Origin of the sequence: Rhizobium sp. Nf11,1, from assembly GCF_050587665.1 — a bacterium.
Taxonomy (GTDB): Bacteria; Pseudomonadota; Alphaproteobacteria; order Rhizobiales; family Rhizobiaceae; genus Rhizobium.
The window spans coordinates 59,602-76,545 of record NZ_JBOBHU010000022.1 but is presented as its reverse complement, the minus strand read 5'-3'; the positions used below and the strand labels follow the sequence as shown (position 1 = coordinate 76,545).

Below are 16,944 nucleotides of genomic sequence, written 5' to 3'. Positions count from 1 at the left end.
AAATTAGTGAAAGATGCCGAGTCTGACGTGCAATCATGAGGTCATTGGCGCTTGGTAGTGGCGTCGCCAAGGCCGTTCCACTGGTGACGGGCGAAGGAGCTCAAAGTCAATGCCGAAGTCTGTTCGACTTAAATCATTCGAGTTGGTGGCTCGGGATATCAACGAGATTGATGTCGGCTCGCTCCATGCCTTATCCGTGGCGGTCGGATGGCCACACCGTACCAAGGACTGGGATTGGCTTCGCCAGTTCGGTCGGGGTATAGCGGTAGTAGATAGCATCGGGCGGGTTTTCGGGAGCGCCATGTGGTTCCCCTACGGCCAAGAAGTTGCGATGATTGGCCTAGTGATCACCACCCCGCGCTCGCAAGCCCAGGGTAATGCCCGTTGGCTCATGGAGCAGGTATTCGAAGAATGTCGCGGCAGAAATCTGTATCTCAATTCAACTCGTGCGGCGCACAATCTGTATGTCTCGTTGGGTTTTGCAAACGAGGCGACGGTATGGATGCACCAGGGGACAGTTGCTTCCTCCCTGCCCAACTTGCCCGCTCCGAACGGTGATTTGATTGAAGCGGGGATCGATGCACTAGGGCAGATCATCGAACTTGATACCCAGGCGTTCGGTTGGAAGCGCGAGGAACTGATCTCGGCACTGGTTCCGATTTCCACTATCCAAACCCTCCGCCGCGATGGGAGGATCGTCGGCTATTCCATATGCAGGGAGTTCGGCCGCGGCCATGTGATCGGCCCTGTTGTAGCTAGCAACGACGATGACGCGCTTCAGCTTATTGCGGTCCATCTACGGAATCTGAAGGGCCAGTTTGCGCGCGTCGACACGCGCGAAACAGGACCATTGGTGAACTTTCTACGCGCGTGCGACCTTCAAGTGGCCGAACGAGTGACAACTATGTCGCGGGGCCAACTCCTTTTGAACCGTAAGGCCGGCGAACCTTGGATTTATGGCCTGGCTGGTCACGCACTCGGGTGAACCATAGCCCGTCCCGATGACGGCATTGCTAGCTTTAATCGGCTCATACACGCAGGAAGCCTGTGCAAAGGAGCCTCGGAATGCCAGCTCTTGGATCGCTCTCGCTTCGACTGCCGACGCTCGAAATGGCGCCTTTTCAGTATTCCAGCTAGTTCCGTCTCGTCAGTTGCCGTTAAAGGCAGACGCAATTGTTCCAACACAACGCGGCCTCGCGAACCGCTGCATTCGCTGGAGCAACTCAACTCAGGACACAACCAAATGCGAGACCCGCCGCCAGCGGAAGGTTGTGCGGGATTTGCTGCGACCGAAGAGACTTCTGCTGAAAGATGAAACATTCCGGCACATTCTGCCAAACGACTGCAACTATGCTTCGTCCATGCCGTACAGTTCACAGGAGCCAAGGACATGGATCGCTTCAGGCCTAAATACGTAACATTCGACTGCCATGGTACGTTGATCAACTTTCAGATGGCGGAAGCCGCTCGGGATCTGTTCGGTCATCTCCTGGACGGGCCGCGCATGAACGAATTCATCAAGAACTTCCAGGCGTACCGCATTGATGAGGTAATGCAGGATTGGAAACCTTACGCCGACGTTGTCCACAACGCCTTGGAGCGCACGTGCCGCCGTAATAAGGTTCACTTCCGGCCCGAAGACGCCGAAACCATCTACAACCGCGTACCGACATGGGGACCGCATCCGGATGTGCCCGAAGGACTAGCTAAGCTCGCCAAGGAAATCCCCCTTGTCATTCTGACAAATTCCATGGTGGCCCAGATCCCGTCGAACGTGGCAAAGCTCGGCGCGCCGTTTCATGCTGTCTACACTGCCGAGGAGGCAGGAGCCTACAAGCCGCACCTCAAGGCGTTTGAATATATGTTTGACATGCTCGGATGCGGACCGGAGGACATAACGCACGTCTCGTCGTCTTTCCGTCACGACCTCATGTCCGCCTATGATCTGGGTATCAAGAGCAAGGTGTGGGTCAATCGTGGCCATGAGCCAGCCAACCCCTATTATGAATACACCGAGATTCGCGATATTTCGCAGCTGCCCGGCGTTTTCGGACTCTAACTTGAATTAGGCGACCGCGGTTCACGAATCGAAAGACCCGCGAGCCAGTTGGCGGTGCTAGAGTGCCTGCTCTGATCTAGTCACACTAGGTCAGAGCTTCTAGCTCGGCCGCACGAAAAGCACCATAAACGGCGAGGATCTTCGAATTGGGCGATCGTGGTTTTGATGCCGATCGGGACTTCGGCCGGCTCAGCAGCCCCGCGGCTGCGGCCTTCCGTCAACCACCGCATGCTGCAGCATCGACAGAGGCTTTTTTTCGCGCCGCAGCCGCGATTCTCTCCACGCCGCCAGACCTGTCGGAACCCGACATTTCGGCAACACTGCTAAAGCGGCACTACGGGTTGGAAGGATCGATCGCGGTCTTGTCGTCTGAGGTCGAACGCACTGCTGAGGTCTCTCTGCTTGACGGTCGCCGATTGATCCTGAAGACGTCGGCACGACGTGAGGCGATCGACAGCTTCCGTTTCCAAAGCGCTGCCTTGGCGGCATTACAGAATAGCGCGGGATTTGTCGCACCCACACTTATTCGCACGAGTGGCGGCGCATTGATGTTTGAGGAAGAGGGTATTAGCGGTTACCTGCAGACCCGTATCGAGGGCATTTCTTTGCACAAAGAGACGCCAACACCTGATCTCCTCTTTCGTACCGGAAGCGCTCTTGGCCGGCTGGACATGGCGCTTGGGCAAGTCAACCTACCCTCGGCCAAACGCCCCATTCTCTGGCATATCGGGTGCTGGTCGCGATTGATGGAACTAGAGGGATACCTACCGGCTGGAAGCGTAGCTGAAAGCGTTGGGGCAGCGATGGCGGAATACATGCGGATCATCGAGCCGCAGATCCAGAATTTGGATTGGCAAGTTACTCATAACGATCCCAGCCCGTTCAACACAATCGTTACCAGCGATGGCTTGGGTTTCATCGATTTTGGCGATGGCAGCTGGAGCCCAAGGATCCAAGATCTGGCGATCGCGGCAAGTCACGTCGTGACGGATCCAACTCTTCCTTTAGGCGGAGCCGAGCACCTCATTGCAGGCTATGCGGCGGTCGTTCCACTTTCTGCTCTCGAAGCAAAGCTGCTGGTCGGACTGATGCGGGCACGACAAAGCGCACTGATATTAGTCAATTACTGGCGCTCCTATCTCTTTCCGGCCGACGCGGAGTACATCAAAAAGAACGTCGCTCGTGCCGAGCGCGGCCTGTCTATCCTGGCGCCTCTTTCCACTGCATCAGGCGAGGCGGCAGTCCTCTCGGCAGCGTCAAAGCCTTCACCGAAACCTTAGACAGGCGGAGAACATGTCCACAGACCTTATGCCCAATCGCTTCAGACCAGGTGAGTCCGACCTCCCAGCGCGCGAAGCCGAACTCATTGCCCGCCGTGACGCAGTTCTCGGAGCATCTTATCGACTGCAATATAGACGGCCCGTGCATTTCGTTCGCGGTGAAGGCATGTGGCTTTATGATCCGGACGGCGAGGCTTATCTCGACTTCTACAACAATGTTCCCTCCCTCGGTCATTGCCACCCGGAGGTGAATGCGGCAATGGCAGAACAGGCGGCGCGTATCAGCGCCAACACGCGCTATCTCGAGCCAAGACTTGTCGACTATGCCGAGCGGCTGGTTGATACGTTCCCAGACGAGCTCGACCGCGTGGTCTTCACATGCACGGGCAGTGAATCCAACGATCTTGCCCTACGGATCGCGCGTCTCGTAAGTGGCGGCGAGGGGGTGATCGTCTCCTCGCATGCGTATCACGGCACGAGCGCGGCTGTGGCTGCGGTTTCGCCGAACTTGGGAGACGCCGTCAGGCTCAGCCCATTCGTGCGGATGGTTTCTCTCCCCGGCCCGGCAGGTATACCAGAAACGCAAGCCGCCGACTTTTTCGAGGCTCAGGTGCGTTCAGCAATAGCGGATCTGACCCGTCGCGGCATAGGCGTTGCCGCCCTGCTCATCGACAGCATCTTTTCAAGTGACGGGGTGTGGGTAGATCCGCCCGGTTTCATTGCGGGCGGAGTTGCGGCGGTGTGGGACGCGGGCGGCCTCGTCATCGCCGACGAAGTTCAGCCGGGTTTCGGACGAACTGGTGCTCATATGTGGGGCTTTGAACGGCACGGAATCGTACCCGACCTTGTAACTCTCGGCAAACCAATGGGTAACGGCTTTCCGATTGGGGCGGTCGTTGGTCGCAAAGCGCCCATGGAGCGGTTTGGCGCCACCGCTCGCTACTCGAACACCTTTGCCGGTAATACGGTTGGGATTGCGACTGCAGACGCCGTGCTAACGATCTTGCAGCGTGACCAAATTCCTCAAAACGCTCTTGCCATGAGCGAGCAGCTCAGAGTCGGGCTGGAGGAGTTAGCAAGGAAGCACGATGGCATTCGCGCCATCCGCAACGCAGGTCTATTCTTCGGCATCGACATCGGACCCGCGGAGATGCCGACGCTGGATAGGCGCGCAATGGCTCTGGATCTGGTCAATGCAATGCGGGATGATGGCGTGCTCATCAGCACGACAGGAGCCAATGAAGATACACTCAAAGTGCGCCCGCCGCTCATCTGCCAATCCGGAGACGTCGACCTGTTCCTTGTTGCCATCAGGCGTGCTCTGAACAGGGCCGGAGGTTAATGCCCTCGACAGGGGTCAGTTGCCACCCGCGGACACCAACCAACCCCAACCTGAAGGTCGTGGATGTCGTCAAGCTCGGGCGCTTCCCAGATCGATCCATGTTCTCCGGGTGGACGAACGAAGCCGCCGAGCATGCGGGGATTAGGTCACACCCAGCAGCGGTGGCCGACGACGAAATGGCAGCTTACTGCTTCCACTGATTCAAAGAACGTCAGCCAATGATATCGCCAATGGGATGGGACGCACTCAGGCAATGGGGTGAAGACGCGGTTCGCATCGAACGGCTGACGGGCGGCGTTGCCAACGACGTGTGGAGCGTTCGCGTCAACGGGAAGGTCGCCGTCGGTCGTCTCGGACGCAGAACCGACGCCGATCTCGCATGGGAAACCGAGCTGATCAAACACCCCGACCGTGAAGGCATGCACGTTCCAGTGCCGATCCCGACGACTGACGGCCGGCTGTTCGTGGACGGTCTGGTGGTGATGAGATACATCGAGCGCGGACCGCCCGAAACGGAATCCGACTGGCGTCGCATGGCTGATACGCTCCGCGAGCTGCATCGGTTGACGCAGGGCTGGCCGCAGCGCCCGGGCTGGCGATCATCGACCGACCTCCTTCACGCCCAAACCGGAACGAGGATCGACCTTGCCGCGATGCCGCCCGAGGGCGTTATGCGATGTCGAGCCGCGTGGGCGCGGCTCGTCGGACCTCAGACATGCGTTGTCCACGGCAACCCCAACAGTGCTGCCAACGTCCGCATGACCGCCGACCGGGTCGCGTTGATCGACTGGGACGAGTCACATGTCGACGCTCCCGACCTCGACCTGGTGCTGCCCGGCAATGCCGCCGGTCTCGACGACCGCGCCTATGACATCGCCACACAAGCGTCCGCCGCATGGGAAGCCGCCGTGTGTTGGCCGGACGAATACTCGGTCAGGCGGCTGGGCGAAGTTTGGCCGGTCTGAGGAGTTCGACGATCCGCTGACCTTGCCCCAGGTCTTATCCAGTTTTGAGTTGCTCTAGTGGATTTTGAAGTGCACCCCGAAATCGGCCGCGTGCTCAACCGGGCGAATTTCTGCAGTTCTCCATCCTTCATCCATGTTTTCCTGCCTCCGACCCTCCGGAACATCCGTGATGACAAGGGAGAAGCAATCGCCGTCCAGGTGGCAGACTATTTCGATGAGACCGAGGGCCGCGTCGAATATTGGACATTCTCTGCGATCCCGGCCGATAAGACGAATGAATTGCCTCGTCCCTAGTGAACGCCGGCAGCCTCTGCTTAATACTTGCCGCCTCCATTGGTGTTTGTCTGTTCGCGACGAACGTATGGAGGCGATTGAACTCCCGTTCCCCCTCGCAGTTGAACGTATTCGAACTATTCACCCAGCTATTTTCGCTCCCGGTGACATAAAGGACGTTCGGCAACCGGCATTCACACAGATATTTTGGCGATCGGCTCCGTTCTGGTGAAAATCAAAGGTCTCCGAGAAATACGTCTGAATGGGAGCGCAATCGCCGGAGCCTCGACCCCCGATGTGGGCTGGGATGTTCAGCCGGTATGGATTGCCAGCAAATCAGCATAGACTGTCTGATTGCTCGCCAGCACCGGATGGCCCTGTAGCAAAGCTTCGCCTTCAGTCGGGAAGGTTAGATGAGTTCCACCTGCCTCCCTGACGAGGCAATAGCCGGCCATGCAATCCCAGGCACGCATATGAGGCTCGTAATAGCCAACAAGCCGGCCAGCGGCCACATAGGCGAGCATCAGGGCACCGGAGCCATTGCGGATAAAATTCCCACCCTTGCCAAGCACGGCGGCGACAATCGCGCCTACCCGTTCCGGGGTGACATAGGTATTGCAGCCGATGCCCGTCATCGCATTCTGCAAAGTCCTCGACGGGTCGAGGCTGAGATTCTTTCCGTTCAGGCTCGCACCCATGCCCGCTGCCGCTGCGTAAAGTTCATCAGCGCATGGAACATGGATGACGCCGATCACCGGTACACCGCGGTGCAGAACCGCAATCGACACACACCACGTCGGCATGCCATTGACGAAGGGCGCCGTTCCGTCGATCGGATCGACTACCCATGTCAATCCCGACTGCCCTTCCTGATACCCGTATTCCTCGCCGAGAAATCCGTCTGCCCCAAAAGCTTCCGCTACGCGCCTGCGGATGAACGTCTCGACGTTACGGTCGGCAATTGACACGACATCCTGCAGATCCCGCTTCGTTTCGATCACGAGCGTTTCGCGCCGGTTGAAATAGTCGAGCGCCATGGCGCCCGCCTCCTGTGCCATCGCTTTGGCGAAAGCGAAGCGTGTCTCAAGTTCGGTCTCTTGCAACATAATGCTGGTACCCCTTTCAATGGGTGTCGTCGGTGCGGGAATTGAGCGGCCCGCACCGACCGAATGTTCGGATATTAGAGGCTCACCCGCTGATAAGGGCGATGCCGCGGCTTCGAAAGCCGAGCGTCGCGTCGGAGGCGGCCGGCAGGATGCGGTCGACGGCGTGGTCGACGATGAAGAGCCTGCCGACGTCGGTTTCGACCTCGTACTCGACATGATCTCCAAGATAGGCCGAATGCAGGATACGGCCGGCAAGCCCTTGCCCACGTCCCTCGGAAAGCGCGATGGCGCCGGGACGAACGGCAAGGCTTGCCGCACCCGGCGTCGCCCGACCGGCAGGCACGCGGTGCTTGAAACCACCGATGCGGATTTCAGCGTCGGCGCCATAGATGCCGACCACCTCGCAGGGGATGACGTTCGCCTCCCCCATGAAATCGGCGATGAAGGCGGAAGCCGGCGCTTCATAGAGATCGCGCGGGGCGCCGGACTGGGCGATTTCGCCATCCTTCATGACGATAATGCGGTCGGACACGGCAAGCGCTTCGTCCTGATCGTGCGTGACATAGACGGCCGTGAAGCCCAGGCGCTGCTGGAGTTGGCGGATATCCGTGCGCACCTTGCGGCGCAGGCGTGCATCGAGATTTGAGAGCGGCTCATCGAGCAGCAGCACCTGCGGCTCCAGCACCAGCGCGCGGGCGACGGCGACGCGCTGCTGCTGGCCGCCGGAGAGTTCGGCGGGGAGGCGGTGGCCCATGCCGGCAAGACCGACGAGCGCCAGCCCCTCCTCCGCCTTCTCGCGTGCTTCCTTGCGGCTGAGGCCGGAGGATTCCAAGCCATAGGCGACGTTGTCGCGCGCATTCATATGCGGAAAAAGCGCATAGGACTGGAACACCATCGAGACATCGCGCTCATTGGCCGGCAGCATGGTGACGTCCTTGCCGCCGATCAGGATTTTTCCGGCGGAAGGATGTTCGAGGCCGGCAAGCATGCGCAGCGTCGTCGTCTTGCCGCAGCCGGAAGGGCCAAGCAGGGTGACGAGCGTGCCGGGCTCGATGGTCAGTGACAGGTCGGCAATGGCGGTGAAGGCGCCGAACGTCTTGCGCACGTTCTGGAAGACGACGGAACCGGCTTTCTGGTTGATCATGCGATTTTCTCCTGACGAGAGGAAGCGGAGGTGGCGAGGCCGGCGACGCGGTTTTCACGGCGCAGGCGCCGCTCGCCCACGATGAGCTGGAAGCCGGCGATGACGGTGATCATCACCACAATCAGCATGGAGGAATAGGCGATCGCCACGCCGTATTCGCCATTCTCGACCAGGCCGACGATGTAGGAGGTCGCCATGTTGTATTCGGCGCTGACGAGGAAGATGACGGCGCTGATGGAGGTGATGGCACGCACGAAGGAATAGACGAGCGCGGCAGTGATGGCAGGACGCAGGAGCGGCAGGATAACCTTACGCATCGTACGGAAACTGTTGGCCCGCAACGTCAGGGAGGCCTCATCCAGGCTCTTGTCGAGCTGGCTCATCGCCGCGATGCCGCCGCGCACGCCGACCGGCATGTTGCGGAAGACGAAGCAGGCGATCAGGATCAGCGCCGAGCCAGTCATTTCGAGCGGCGGCAGGTTGAAGGCAATGATGTAGCTGACGCCGATGACCGTGCCGGGAATGGCAAAACTCATCATCAGGGCGAATTCGAAGGCATTCTTGCCGGCGAATTTCTGACGCACGATGATGTAGGCTGTCAGCAGACCGACGGCGGCTGTCAGCGGGGCGGAGACCAGCGCGATCTCCATCGTTGTCCAGAACGAGTTCCAGGCGACACCCGTCCAGGCAACCCCGTTTTCGAAGCTGATCGAAAAGGCCTTGGCGTAGTGGTCGAGCGTCAGCGAATTGTCGAGGCCCCATGTCTTCACGAAGCCGCCGATCAGGATCATGCCGTAGATGACGAGCGTGAAGAGGATCCACGGGATGACGACGGCGTGAACGCCGATCGACAGCCCGCGCGGCAAGGCGATATGCGATCCGCTGTCGCCCTTGCCGGTGACGGTGGCAAAGTTCTTGCCTGACAGCCAGACGCGCTGGGCGAGGAAAGCGGAGAGCGTGAAGGCAAGCAGCACCATGGCGAGCACGGCAGCGCGCGAGGGATCATTCTGCGAGCCGACGACGGCGAAGAAGATTTCCGTCGAGAGCACGCCATGGCTGCCGCCGAGCACCAGCGGGTTGCCGAAGTCGGCCATGCTTTCGATGAAGCCGATGAGGTAGGCATTGGCGAGGCCGGGCTTCATCAGCGGCAGCGACACCCGCCGGAAGGTGCGCCAACGGTCGGCGCGCAGCGTCGTGGAGGCCTCCTCCATCGACGGGCTGACACCTTCGACGACTCCGATCAGCACAAGGAAGGAGATCGGCGTGAAGGACAGCACCTGCGCAATCCAGATGCCGGTAAGGCCGTAGAGCCAGCGGCCGGGCTCTAGGCCGAACAGTTCCGACAGCCCCTGCGTCACGACGCCTGCGCGGCCGAAGAGCAAGGTGAGCGCCAGGCCGATGACGAAAGGCGGCGTAATGATCGGCAAGATCGTCAGCAGCCGCAGGCCTTTCTTGAAGGGAAAGCGCGTGCGGGTGGCGACGAGCGCGAAGGCAAGGCCGAGCAGGGTCGAGCCGAGGCCGGTCATGATGGCGAGCCACAGTGTGCGCCAGGCGACGCCGCAGCGGCCGGTGCCGATGACACAGTTGAGGCTCCAGATGCTCGGATCCTGGATGTTGCGGATGAAGTTATCCGCATTGAACGACCCGTCGAAATCCTGCACCGAACCGACGAACATGCTGCCAATCGGGTAGAAGACGAAGACGGCGACGAGGAAGACCAGCAGGGCGATTGCGCTGACCACGAAGGCATCGCCCCTCATCACGCCGCGCTCGGCAAGGCCGAAGGCGAAGAGCAGCACGAAGGTGATGAAAGAGAGGACCGCACCCGCCCCCATGGCGGGCTGGCCGTTCGAAAGTGTGCCGAAGAGCGTGTCGCTCACCGACCAGTTCCAGCCGGAAAAGCCGATGGCGAGGCCCTGGAGCGAGAGGAACAGGACGCCGATCGCGCCGGTCCAGGCGAGCACAGAACCGCGGCGCATCGGATCCGCCATGCCGCGAGCCGCGACCGCCAGGAGAAGGAGCACGAGCGCAGCGGCAAGCCACAGTCGGCCATGCGCGAATATCTGTACGAGACCGGGGGCGGCCTCCGTGGAAATGGGAAAACCGGCCAGCCAACCGAGCCCGAAGAAGCCGTTCTCGATCCGATACCAGGGCAACAGGGTCAATGCGACCACGCCCAGGAGCAGGACCACGTCCAGCCTGCGATTGCCATGTCTCATGGCTGACCTCGCTGTTTTTGAGTGTAGGAGGGCGGCGCCTGTGGAGGCAGGCGCCGCCTGTCAGGACATCAGTTGGCGGCGGCGCCGATTTCGCGATCCCACCGTTCCAACAGTGCCTTGCGCTTTGCCGGGTCGCCATAGGTCTTGAAGTCGTAGTCGATCAGCTTGATATGCTCGAAGCGCGGCGCCTCCTTCGGAATGGTCGCGCTCTTGTTGGAAGGCAGCTGGAAGGACTTGGCGTCCTTCATGCGCGACTGGACCTCCGCCGTCAGCGCCCAGTCGTACCAGATCTTCGCATTGTCGAGGTTGCGCGCGCCCTTGATGATCGACATGGAGCCGATCTCATAGCCGGTGCCTTCACAGGGCGTGATCGATTTGATCGGGAAACCTTCCGCCGTCTGCGCCACTGCGTCATGCACGAAGACGATGCCGAGCGCCGTCTCGCCGCGTGCAGCCGCCTTGACGGGTGCCGAGCCGGACTTGGTGTATTGCGAGATGTTGCCGTTCAGCTTCTTCAGGTAGTCGAAGGCCTCGTCCTCACCCATGATCTGCACGAGCGAGGCGAGCGCCGTATAGGCGGTGCCGGAAGAATTCGGATTGGCGATCTGGATTTCGCCCTTCAATTCCGGCGCCAGAAGGTCGGCCCAGCAGACAGGCTCCTTGTAGCCCTTGGTTTTGAAGATTTCCGTGTTGTAGCCCCAGCCGAGCGCGCCGGCATAGACGCCGACCGTCTTGTAGCCGGAGCTTTCGGCCTGCTTCTTCGCCCAATCGTTGAGTTCATCGAGCTTTGGCGATTTGTATTCCAGAGTCAGATTTTCCGATGCCGCCTGAAGATGCGGGTCGCCCGTGCCGGCCCACCAGATGTCGGTCTTCGGGTTGCGTGCCTCGGCGCGAACCTTGGCATAGGTCTCGCCGGACGAGAGGCGAACCATATTCACCTTGATGTCGCTATGCGCCTTCTCGAAATCACCCTTCATCTGCTCGCAGATGACGACGTCGGCCGAGCAGATGAGGTTGAGTTCGCCAGCGGCCTGCGCCGGTAGTGCCCCGAGCGCCGTGCCGGCGAAGAGCATGAGGGAAAGGGTGTTGATTTTCATGCGGGCATCCTCCTGTTGCCTGGGTTAGATTTTCCCATGAACGAGACACAGCGGGGCCTTCGGCCCGCCCGCGGCAGCGCGTTCACGATTTCGGATTGCTGTTTGTCTAAAGGGCTTGTTCAGTTCGTCGCGGCGATTTCCGCATCGAACCTGCGGAGCAGTCGACTTCGTTCTTCCGGCGAGCCGAAGGTGGCGAAGTCATAGTCCACCATCTTGATCATCGAAATGTCAGGTGCTGCGAGCGGCAGACTGGATTTCGCGTTTGATGGCACCTGGTTCTGGCCGGACGCCGCTCCGGTCCCCTGCCCTTCGGGGCTCAACGCGAAATCGACGAAGCGCTTTGCTTCCTCGATGTTCTTCGCACCTTTGACGATACTCACAGCGCCGATCTCGTAGCCGGTGCCTTCGCAGGGTGCGACGATCACGAGGGGAAAGCCCGCCTGCTTCTGCGTGACGGCATCATGCATGAAGGAAATGCCGATGAGCGTTTCTCCGCGCGCCGCCGCCTTGATAGGCGCAGCTCCGGAAGGGGTGTAGTGCTCGATATTGCGGTTGAGCGCGGCGAGATAACGAAACGCCTCATCCTCGCCGAAGAGCTGCACCAGCGTCGCAAGCGTGGTGAAGGCGGTGCCGGACGAATTCGGATTGCCGCTCTGGATGCGGCCGCGATAGGCGGTATCCGTCAGGTCCTTCCAGCAAGTCGGCGCCGGCAACTTCAGCTCGCGCAGCAGATCGGCATTGTAGGCAAAGCCGAGCGCCCCGGCGTAGATTCCGGCCGAGCGGCCGCCGGACATGGCGAAGAAATTCTGCGCCCAGGGCAGCATGTCGCGCTCATGGGCCGGCTGGTAGGCTTCGAGAAGATTTTCAGAGCCGGCCTGCAGATGGGTGTCGCCCGTGCCGCCCCACCAGACATCGACGGTCGGCGCAGCTTTTTCCGCGCGGATCTGATTGAGGATATCGCCGGTGCTCTTGCGGGTTACCGAGATTTTGTGCCCGCTTTTTGCCTCATAGGCCGTCTTCATCGCGGCGCACCACATCTCGTCCACACCGCACAAAACGGTGAGCGACGGGGCAGCCGTGCCGGTGCCGGTGCTCGCCAGCCACAAAGCCGCGACCGCGCTGAAAGCGGTGATGCCTCTCACGATTTCCTCCCATTGGACCTTGCGTCCCAATCTCCGCAATAAGGATGTCAGATCTGCCGCGTTGCGCAATCGAAGAATGGTTACGGTTTTTACAGCTTTGCCGGCGGCGAACCCCTCAAAAATGACAAAGGTTACAAATGTGACAAAGCGCATAACACGAGCCCGCTTTGAAGATCGTGAGAGCCCTGCCTATAATGGATGCGGGAGGACGTGCATGTGTTGAATGAGAGGATCAGCATTCTGATCGTCGAGGACGATCCGGACATGGCGGAGCTTATCTCCGACCTCGTGGAGGCGGAGGGCTGGACGCCGCTCACCGCGCCGTCGGCGGAGGAAGCGGCGATCGTGCTTTCGCGCGAAAGGTGCATCTCGTGCTCGTCGACCACAATCTGCCCGGCACCTCCGGCCGTACCTTCGCGCAGCGCCTGCGGGCGCAGACCAATATCGGCATCGTCATGGTGACGGCTGCCGGCAGCGCCGCGGACCGGGTGCTCGGCCTCGAAACGGCGGCCGACGACTATGTCGTCAAACCCTTCGAGCCGATCGAATTGACGGCGCGTATCAAGGCCGTGCTGCGCCGGACCATCCCCTCGCTGAAGCCGGAGCGGGAAAACGAGCGAGAGCACGAGCCCGCATCCCTGAAGCTCGGCGACTGGTCGGTGGATCTCAAGAGCCGCCGCGCAGTCTGCCGCACCGACCCCGCCAAGTCGCTGACGAACGCCGAATTCGCGCTGCTCGAAATCCTCGCAGAAACGCCGAACGCACCCGTCAGCCGCGCACAGATCCTCGACCGTTTGGGCGCGGAAAGCGAGCGCTACATCGACCGTAATGTCGACGTGCTCGTGCTGCGTCTGCGTCGCAAGATCGAGCGCAATCCTGACCTGCCGCGCCATATCAAGACGCGCCGCGGCAAGGGCTATGTTCTCGACACCGACGATGGCGAGATCGTATCGTGATCAGCCGTCCCTTCCTCTCGTCCATCGCCTTTCGCCTGCCCTTCGCCATCGCCTTCATCTGCGTGCTCGTCTTCAGCCTGGCGACGATCGCCATCTACGGCTTGCAGCGGGCTCGCCAGGAGATGGCCGCCTATGGCTTGCAGGCGTTTTCGAGCCTTGCCAAGGCTTCGCTGGTCTCGCGGCAGGTTTCCGATCTCGTCTCCAGCGCACCCTTCCTGATGAATGCGACCTCGCCCTATCGAGTGTCCAGCGAAAGCCGCTCGGTCGTCGTGCAGGTCGATGCATTGCTGCGCGCCATGCAACCTGAAAACGACGGGGCTGCCGTGAAGGGTTTTGCGAGCAGCCGTATCGTCGAGCTGCTGGAAACGATCCGCACGCAGACGACGGCGCTTGCAGGCGACGCAGAATCCGCCCAGCAGCATAAGGCGGAGGCTGCGGCAGCGCTCGGCGAGATCGCAACCGGCAGCGGCATTGCGGATGCCGACTTCCGCAGCCGGCTGAACGCCGTCGTGCAATCCGCCTCCAATTCGGACAGCCTTTTCCAGCTCGGTGAATTGCGCCGGCGCTACGTCTCCGAAACCGCTCCGCGCCTCGAACCCGCCGCGCCGGACATCCGGATAGCCGCCGCCGAGCTTGCGCCCTACGAACGGGTGTTCGAGGCACAGACGCGCTATCTCCTCGAAATGTTTGCCATCCGCGCCGCCGTCTCGCGCCTGCATACGGTCTCGCGCGATCTGTCGCATGCAACGGAAACCCAAAGCGAGGCCGTTGCCCGCAGCCTCAGCGACGACCTCGTCTCGACTTCCGACGCCTTGAGCCGCATCCTGGTCATCGTCGCCGTCGCCTCGCTGCTGGTGCTGGCAATGGCCGTGATCTCGATCCGCTCCGTCATGCGCGTCTCACGCGGCATCGTTGCACTTTCGAACGGCATGAACGCACTGGCAGAAGGGCGCAAGGATGTCGATGCGCCGCGCTACGACGGGACGGAAACCGAATTGGTGCGCCTGCTCGAAGCCTTCCGTGCGTTCCGCGAGAGCGTCGAGCGCGTGACGCGGCTGCGGCGCACGGCGGAGGCCGCCGCCCGCACCATCCGCTCCACCTTCCGCAGCATGAATGAGGGCATCGCGCTGTTCGATGCGCGCGGCCGGCCGATCACCATGAACCGCCGTGTCATCGAGCTGGTCGGCTGGTCTGGTTCGGCCAGGAAATTGCCGCTCCGCAGTTTCGTGACACCGCTGCCGGAGATCGATCCGGCACTTCTGCCGGCCGAAAACGACGCCGGCCTGCTCTCCGACCGGTCGGTGCTGCGCCACCGCTCCGACGCCGGCCGGGTGACTGAGGTGTCGCTATCGCGTCAACCCGACGGCGGCATCGTGCTGCTGGCGCGCGATATCACCGACATGGACCGGCAGGAGGCGGAGGCAGCAAAGATCCAGCGGCTCGATGGCATCATGCGCATGACCCACCAGGTGAGTCACGAAGTCGGCAACATGATCGGCATCATCACCGGCAGCCTTGGGCTGCTGGAGCGCGAAACCGGCTTCAATGACCGGCAAAAGCGACACCTCGCCCGCATTCGCAAGGCTGCCGACCGCGGCAGGTCGCTGGCCGGGAGCATGCTTTCCATCGGCAGCCAGCAGCCGATCCATCCGGGTCCAGTGGAGATCGTCGCCGTGCTGCGCGGCATGGCCGACGTGCTTGAAATCGCCATCGGCGAAAAATGCCGGCTTGCCTTCGACATAGCCGACGACCTGCCCACCGTCCTCATCGATACAGCGCTCTTCGAGCAATCGGTCCTCAACCTCTGCCTCAACGCCGCCGCGGCCATGCCAGCGGGCGGAACGATCCTCATCCGTTGCGCCCGCAACGAGGCCGGGGTGACCGTCAGCGTGACCGACGACGGTATCGGCATGTCGGCCGAGGCAATCGATAAGGCGTTCGAGCCCTATTTCACCACCCGCGATGCCGAAGGCGGCGCAGGTCTCGGCCTGGCCATGGTCTATGGCTTCGTCCGCCAGAGCGGCGGCGACGCGCGCATTGCCTCGGCGCCGGGTAAGGGAACGATCGTGGAACTGCTGTTTCCGGCGTGAATTGCGTTCTACGCCAGCTTGTCAGGAATCGTATTACGCCCCAACTTCTGAAAATGAAAAAGGTCACTCAATTAAACCGGTTGGCTGACCATACAAAGACGATCCTCGATGGCGGGTCCGCACAGCAGTATGGTGCTCTCTGTTTTCGCCCAATCGCGCGCGACAGCGTCGAAGTTCTCCTGATCACAACCCGTGAGACTGGGCGCTGGACGATTCCCAAAGGTTGGCCAATTGAGGGGCTGGCCCCCACGAAGTGGCCGAAAGAGAAGCCTGGGAAGAAGCTGGTGTGAAAGGACGGGCAAAGAAGCGGATCTTTGGCCACTTTGTCTATATCAAGTCGCTCGCAGATGGACAGCAGGTTCCCGCCTTTGCTGAGGTTCATATGCTTGAAGCGCGCGAGACCAAGAAGCGTTTTCCAGGGTGCAAAAATCGTACACTCGCCTGGATGCGACCCGCCGAGGCTGCGTCTCTCGTCAAGGAGCCTGAATTGCAAGGCCTACTGCGTCGCATGGAAAAGCAGGCGGTTTGAGATGTCCTGCGTGTCGGATAAGGCCGGCGGTGGACAAAAGTCATCATATGGAGAGCCCGTTGTGATCCGAACGAAGATTTACATTCTATGGCTGAGGCAGTGTTGCGCTTTTCACTTACAGTATTTTCTTGACTCCACGCTTCTATCAGAGCTCTGCGACTTGCAGGATCGCATCGAACGAAATAGCGATGCGCCGCTTCTGCGCGTCCCCCTCACAAGCCTGCACATGACGGTCGCCACCTTGATTGACGCGGCGGCCCAATTTGCAGTTCCAAACCATGAGATCTGGAAGTCGACAGGAGACCAATGGACGGAAATCGTGAATCAGATTGCTGAGAAGACGCCGCCGATTGATCTTGAATTCAGCGAGATCGAGACTTCAGCTGCTGCTGTCTTCGTAAAGGCGCAGGAGCCGCCAGAACTGCGCAAGCTGCGTTCGGCCATTTCACATGCCCTCTGCTTCGAAGATTGGCGTCCGAGACCGCCCCAGATCGCCCACATAACGCTGTTCAGGTTTTCTGCTGCGGAATGGATTTCAAAGGTCAACGTGGGTTCCGGTTTTGCGCCGATAAGGGTCACCGTTCGTCAACTGTTGGAGGAGTGCGTCTATCCAAGTCTCGAGATCAAAAGGCTGGGTGCGCCGCTGCTACAGGGCTTGGGCGGGCAAAGCTCGCAAGCACGCGGCCATGGCCCCATTGATGGGTGGAACTTTGCATGGTCGAGATAAATCTCTTTGAAGTTG

The 16,944-nt window shown here is 60.7% G+C and carries 13 protein-coding genes and 3 pseudogenes; 11 read left to right on the top strand and 5 right to left on the bottom strand.

The window, feature by feature from the left end:
* Nucleotides 1–109: 109 nt before the first annotated feature.
* The 7 genes and pseudogenes from ACQ7C1_RS25710 to ACQ7C1_RS25680 form a co-directional block, all read left to right on the top strand.
* Nucleotides 110–985, top strand: a complete 876-nt coding sequence (locus ACQ7C1_RS25710; protein ID WP_097601045.1) for a GNAT family N-acetyltransferase — start codon at nt 110–112, stop codon at nt 983–985.
* A 405-nt stretch (nt 986–1,390) separates the two neighbouring features.
* Nucleotides 1,391–2,059 (top strand): haloacid dehalogenase type II, encoded by a 669-nt coding sequence (locus tag ACQ7C1_RS25705; RefSeq protein WP_183704841.1) that lies wholly within the window; start codon nt 1,391–1,393, stop codon nt 2,057–2,059.
* Nucleotides 2,060–2,205: 146 nt separating this feature from the next.
* Nucleotides 2,206–3,339, top strand: a complete 1,134-nt coding sequence (locus ACQ7C1_RS25700; protein WP_221114158.1) for a phosphotransferase enzyme family protein — start codon at nt 2,206–2,208, stop codon at nt 3,337–3,339.
* 13 nt (nt 3,340–3,352) lie between these two features.
* Nucleotides 3,353–4,681, top strand: a complete 1,329-nt coding sequence (locus ACQ7C1_RS25695; RefSeq protein ID WP_183704845.1) for an aspartate aminotransferase family protein — start codon at nt 3,353–3,355, stop codon at nt 4,679–4,681.
* Between the two features lie 38 nt (nt 4,682–4,719).
* A pseudogene (locus ACQ7C1_RS25690) lies at nt 4,720–4,851 on the top strand (histidinol phosphatase); the annotation flags it as partial.
* A 60-nt stretch (nt 4,852–4,911) separates the two neighbouring features.
* A complete protein-coding gene (locus ACQ7C1_RS25685) occupies nt 4,912–5,646 on the top strand; it encodes a phosphotransferase enzyme family protein (protein WP_430960314.1) in 735 nt (244 codons plus the stop codon).
* A gap of 95 nt (nt 5,647–5,741) precedes the next feature.
* Nucleotides 5,742–5,907: pseudogene (locus ACQ7C1_RS25680) on the top strand (SAM-dependent methyltransferase); the annotation flags it as partial.
* A 323-nt stretch (nt 5,908–6,230) separates the two neighbouring features.
* Here the strand turns inward: ACQ7C1_RS25680 and ACQ7C1_RS25675 are convergent.
* From ACQ7C1_RS25675 to ACQ7C1_RS25655, 5 genes are all read right to left on the bottom strand, one after another.
* Nucleotides 6,231–7,025 carry an inositol monophosphatase family protein gene (locus tag ACQ7C1_RS25675; RefSeq protein ID WP_430960313.1) on the bottom strand — a complete coding sequence of 265 codons (795 nt, stop codon included), beginning with the start codon at nt 7,023–7,025 and terminating at the stop codon, nt 6,231–6,233.
* A gap of 82 nt (nt 7,026–7,107) precedes the next feature.
* Nucleotides 7,108–8,169 (bottom strand): ABC transporter ATP-binding protein, encoded by a 1,062-nt coding sequence (locus ACQ7C1_RS25670; protein ID WP_430960312.1) that lies wholly within the window; start codon nt 8,167–8,169, stop codon nt 7,108–7,110.
* Complete coding sequence (locus ACQ7C1_RS25665; protein ID WP_430960311.1) at nt 8,166–10,388, bottom strand: ABC transporter permease; 2,223 nt, start codon at nt 10,386–10,388, stop codon at nt 8,166–8,168. The genes ACQ7C1_RS25670 and ACQ7C1_RS25665 overlap by 4 nt, the downstream gene beginning before the upstream one ends.
* Before the next feature lie 68 nt (nt 10,389–10,456).
* Nucleotides 10,457–11,485, bottom strand: a complete 1,029-nt coding sequence (locus ACQ7C1_RS25660) for an ABC transporter substrate-binding protein (protein WP_430960310.1) — start codon at nt 11,483–11,485, stop codon at nt 10,457–10,459.
* A gap of 119 nt (nt 11,486–11,604) precedes the next feature.
* Entirely contained in the window at nt 11,605–12,627 is a 1,023-nt protein-coding gene (locus ACQ7C1_RS25655; protein WP_430960309.1) for an ABC transporter substrate-binding protein, read from the bottom strand.
* A gap of 198 nt (nt 12,628–12,825) precedes the next feature.
* Here ACQ7C1_RS25655 and ACQ7C1_RS25650 point away from each other — a divergent pair.
* The 4 genes and pseudogenes from ACQ7C1_RS25650 to ACQ7C1_RS25635 all read left to right on the top strand — a co-directional run bounded on the left by ACQ7C1_RS25650 (nt 12,826) and on the right by ACQ7C1_RS25635 (nt 16,929).
* Nucleotides 12,826–13,583, top strand: a pseudogene (locus ACQ7C1_RS25650) (response regulator).
* Nucleotides 13,580–15,673, top strand: a complete 2,094-nt coding sequence (locus tag ACQ7C1_RS25645) for a two-component system sensor histidine kinase NtrB (protein ID WP_430960308.1) — start codon at nt 13,580–13,582, stop codon at nt 15,671–15,673. Before ACQ7C1_RS25650 ends, ACQ7C1_RS25645 begins: the two are co-directional and overlap by 4 nt.
* 253 nt (nt 15,674–15,926) lie before the next feature.
* Complete coding sequence (locus ACQ7C1_RS25640; RefSeq protein WP_430960307.1) at nt 15,927–16,202, top strand: hypothetical protein; 276 nt, start codon at nt 15,927–15,929, stop codon at nt 16,200–16,202.
* A 61-nt stretch (nt 16,203–16,263) separates the two neighbouring features.
* On the top strand, nt 16,264–16,929 hold the full coding sequence (locus ACQ7C1_RS25635) for a 2'-5' RNA ligase family protein (RefSeq protein ID WP_430960306.1): 666 nt from the start codon (nt 16,264–16,266) through the stop codon (nt 16,927–16,929).
* The last annotated feature ends 15 nt before the right edge of the window (nt 16,930–16,944 follow it).

Coding starts and splice junctions, on each gene's coding strand:
- ACQ7C1_RS25710 (WP_097601045.1), top strand. CDS start 110: ATGCCGAAGTCTGTTCGACTTAAATCATTCGAGTTGGTGGCTCGGGAT.
- ACQ7C1_RS25705 (WP_183704841.1), top strand. CDS start 1,391: ATGGATCGCTTCAGGCCTAAATACGTAACATTCGACTGCCATGGTACG.
- ACQ7C1_RS25695 (WP_183704845.1), top strand. CDS start 3,353: ATGTCCACAGACCTTATGCCCAATCGCTTCAGACCAGGTGAGTCCGAC.
- ACQ7C1_RS25685 (WP_430960314.1), top strand. CDS start 4,912: ATGGGATGGGACGCACTCAGGCAATGGGGTGAAGACGCGGTTCGCATC.
- ACQ7C1_RS25675 (WP_430960313.1), bottom strand. CDS start 7,025: ATGTTGCAAGAGACCGAACTTGAGACACGCTTCGCTTTCGCCAAAGCG.
- ACQ7C1_RS25670 (WP_430960312.1), bottom strand. CDS start 8,169: ATGATCAACCAGAAAGCCGGTTCCGTCGTCTTCCAGAACGTGCGCAAG.
- ACQ7C1_RS25665 (WP_430960311.1), bottom strand. CDS start 10,388: ATGAGACATGGCAATCGCAGGCTGGACGTGGTCCTGCTCCTGGGCGTG.
- ACQ7C1_RS25660 (WP_430960310.1), bottom strand. CDS start 11,485: ATGAAAATCAACACCCTTTCCCTCATGCTCTTCGCCGGCACGGCGCTC.